4 protein-coding genes are annotated in these 3,002 nt (G+C 64.2%); 2 read left to right on the top strand and 2 right to left on the bottom strand.

Annotated elements, in window-relative coordinates; translation table 11 throughout:
• Together XH84_RS31845 and XH84_RS31840 are read right to left on the bottom strand one after the other, a co-directional pair.
• On the bottom strand, positions 1-435 hold a 435-nt coding region (locus XH84_RS31845; RefSeq protein WP_488226100.1), incomplete at its 3' end, for an MraY family glycosyltransferase.
• Between the two features lie 38 nt (positions 436-473).
• Positions 474-1,433, bottom strand: coding sequence for a lysylphosphatidylglycerol synthase transmembrane domain-containing protein (locus XH84_RS31840; protein ID WP_128917770.1), 960 nt, complete (start codon positions 1,431-1,433; stop codon positions 474-476).
• Between the two features lie 206 nt (positions 1,434-1,639).
• Between XH84_RS31840 and XH84_RS31835 the strand changes: the two genes are divergently transcribed.
• Both XH84_RS31835 and XH84_RS31830 read left to right on the top strand, forming a co-directional pair.
• Positions 1,640-2,629, top strand: coding sequence for an NAD-dependent epimerase (locus XH84_RS31835; protein WP_128917771.1), 990 nt, complete (start codon positions 1,640-1,642; stop codon positions 2,627-2,629).
• 7 nt (positions 2,630-2,636) lie between these two features.
• On the top strand, positions 2,637-3,002 hold a 366-nt coding region (locus tag XH84_RS31830; RefSeq protein WP_245471912.1), incomplete at its 3' end, for a sugar phosphate nucleotidyltransferase.

The following is a 3,002-nucleotide window of genomic DNA, read 5'->3' as shown; positions in this document are numbered from 1 at the left end:
GTCCATGAAGTTGACGAGGTTCACGAACCAGATTCCGGCGAGCAGGATGAGGCCGCGCTCCAGCGCGAACGGCAGCGCCGGCACGATGCGCGCGGTCTCCGGTGCCGTGAAGACGACGGCGGCCACGGCTGCCGCCTGCAACACCAGGCGAAGCAGGACGGGGAGGGGCCTGATGTCGTCGACGAGACCGACCATAGCGATCAGGACGGCGGAGCCGATCAGAGCCAGCGGAATCGCGCCGTAAGTCCAGGCCGCAGCCACCAGCAGGGTCGCTGCGATCACCGCGATGCCCGCGCCTTGCGGCGTCGGAATCCGGTGTGACGAGCGTGCGTTGGGACGTGCCAGCGCGTAACGTTGCAGCAGCGGCATGCTCTGCCAGGTGATGCAGGCAGAGATCAGTGCGGCCAGCACGGCCGGCGCAAGCGCGAACAGCATCAGTCCGGCCGCAACGTCGAGGCCCGGGACGAACATCGTCACTCCGGCACCCCGATCGGAGCCGCCCCTTGCGCTGCCTTTTCCGCACTGAGGATCCAGACCAGGCCGCCGAAAGCACCGACGATGAAGAACACGGCGCCGTACAGCAGGGAGACGTTGACGCCTTCGTTGGCGGCAAGTCCCGCGAATCCGAACGCCAGGCCCATCGTGGCCTCACGCACGCCCCAGCCGGCGATCGAGATCGGCATCATCGTGATCAGCATCACGGGCGGCACGAGCAGAAAGACGTCGCTGAAGCGAACCGGGGCCGCAATCGACTGCACCACGCACCAGGCGATGACGACGGCGAGCACGTGAACGAGGATCGACAGGATCGCGATGATCGGTCCGCGGCTACGGCTGAAGATCACGCGGTTCGCGATCACCGCGCAGGCGTGAAGATGATGCGTGGCCCACCAGGTCTTCAGCCAGCGCCATTTCAGCGCGCCGAAGATCAGGAAGCCGACGCCGCCGGCGAGCGCCAGGAGGTCGATGAGCAGCAGCGCCGAGCGCCCGCGCGGATCGGTGATGAGGGTGTAGCTCCAGGGCAGGCTCGCGACGATGAGCACCGCGAGCGCGATCAGGCCGATCGCGCGGTCGACGAAGATCGAGTAGGTGGCCGCACGCCAGCCGGCCCCGGCACGCGCAACGAGCCACAGCCGGACCGCATCGCCGCCGATCGCCGACGGCAGGGTCTGGTTGAAGAAAGAGCCGATCACGTTGTAGCGCATGGCGCGGCCGAGCTCGAGCGGCGCGCCGCAGACGGCACTGATCTCGCGCCAGCGCAGCACGCCGACGAAGATCTGCAGGAACGTGATCGCGATCGCCACGCCGATCCAGAACAGGCTGGTCACGGTGAAGCGCGAAAACAGTTCGGATAGATCGACCTTGCGCAGCGCCAGATAGAGCAGCGCCGCGGAAATCAGGATTTTGGCCGCAGAAAGCAGGATTCGGCGCATCTCGCCCGCATGTACAGGGTTTGCGAAGATTTGAGGCAACCCGACGCGAGGCGCCGAATTCGGCCGCTTTGGTATGGTTTTGGCGCCGATCTTGCAATAGCCCTCGTTAAGGACGCTGAGAGGAGGCCTCATGAAGCGCGGCGGGCCTATTGCGAGCCGATCGAGGTGGCGGCTAAACAGGGCCGGCTTGGACCCCAGGGAACAGGATGACAGATCAGGCGATTTTGGTTACCGGCGCGGCCGGCTTCATCGGCTTTCACGTCGCCCGGCAGCTCCTGGGCGAAGGCCGCACCGTCGTCGGACTCGACAATCTCAACGCCTATTACGATCCGGCCTTGAAGCGGGCGCGCCTGGCGCTGTTGCAGAACGATTCCCGCTTCTCCTTCGTCGAGGCTGATCTCGCCGACCGCGAGACGATGGCCGCACTGTTTGCGCAACATCGTTTTGCCAAAGTCGTGCATCTGGCGGCGCAGGCCGGCGTGCGCTACTCGATCGAGCAGCCGCATGCCTACGCCGATTCCAATCTCGTCGGCTTTCTCAACGTGCTCGAGGGCTGCCGCAACAACGGCTGTCGTCATCTCGTCTACGCTTCGTCATCCTCCGTTTACGGCGCCAACACAAAAATGCCATTTGCGGTTGCGGACCGGACCGATCATCCCGTGAGCTTTTATGCCGCGACCAAGAAGGCGAACGAGGTGATGGCGCAGTCCTACAGCCATCTCTATCGCCTGCCGGTCACGGGCCTGCGCTTCTTTACCATCTATGGGCCATGGGGACGGCCCGACATGGCCATGTTTCTGTTCGTAAACGCCATCATGGCCGGCAAGCCGATCCGGCTCTTCAACCATGGCAGGATGCGTCGCGACTTCACCTATATTGATGATGTGACCCGTGTCGTATCCAGGCTGATCGATCGTGTGCCCGCGGACGATCCTTCTGCCGCAAATGCGCCGTTTAAGCTCTACAATGTCGGCAATCACCATCCGGAGGAACTGATGCACGTCGTCGGTCTTCTGGAGCGGGAGCTGGGCCGGACGGCGATCAAAGAATTGCTGCCGATGCAGCCGGGAGATGTGCTGGAAACGTTCGCGGATGTCGAGGATTTGATGCGCGACACCGGCTTTGCACCGTCAACGCCGATCGAGCATGGGGTCCACAATTTTGTCACCTGGTATCGGGACTACTTCAAGGTTTGAGATGACGATGGACAAACGCATAATCCCCCTGATCATGTGCGGCGGCGCCGGCACGCGGCTGTGGCCGGCTTCGCGCGAGGTGCGGCCCAAGCAGTTTCTGCCGCTGTTCGGCACGCGCTCGACCTTCCAGGATACGCTGCTGCGCGTCTCCGATCCCTCGCTGTTCGACCGGCCGATCGTCATCACCAACGCGTCCTATCGCTTCATGGTGCTGGAGCAGCTCGCCGAGATCGGCATCGAGGCCGACGTGATCCTCGAGCCGATGCGGCGCGATTCAGGGCCTGCGATCGCGGCCGGCGCGGTGTTCGCGCAGAACCGCGCCAGCGAAGCCATCGTGCTCGCGCTCGCCGCCGACCACGTCGTGCAGGACAAT

It is taken from the genome of Bradyrhizobium nanningense (genome assembly GCF_004114535.1).
GTDB lineage: Bacteria > Pseudomonadota > Alphaproteobacteria > Rhizobiales > Xanthobacteraceae > Bradyrhizobium > Bradyrhizobium nanningense.
This window is presented reverse-complemented; position numbering and strand designations above follow the sequence as displayed.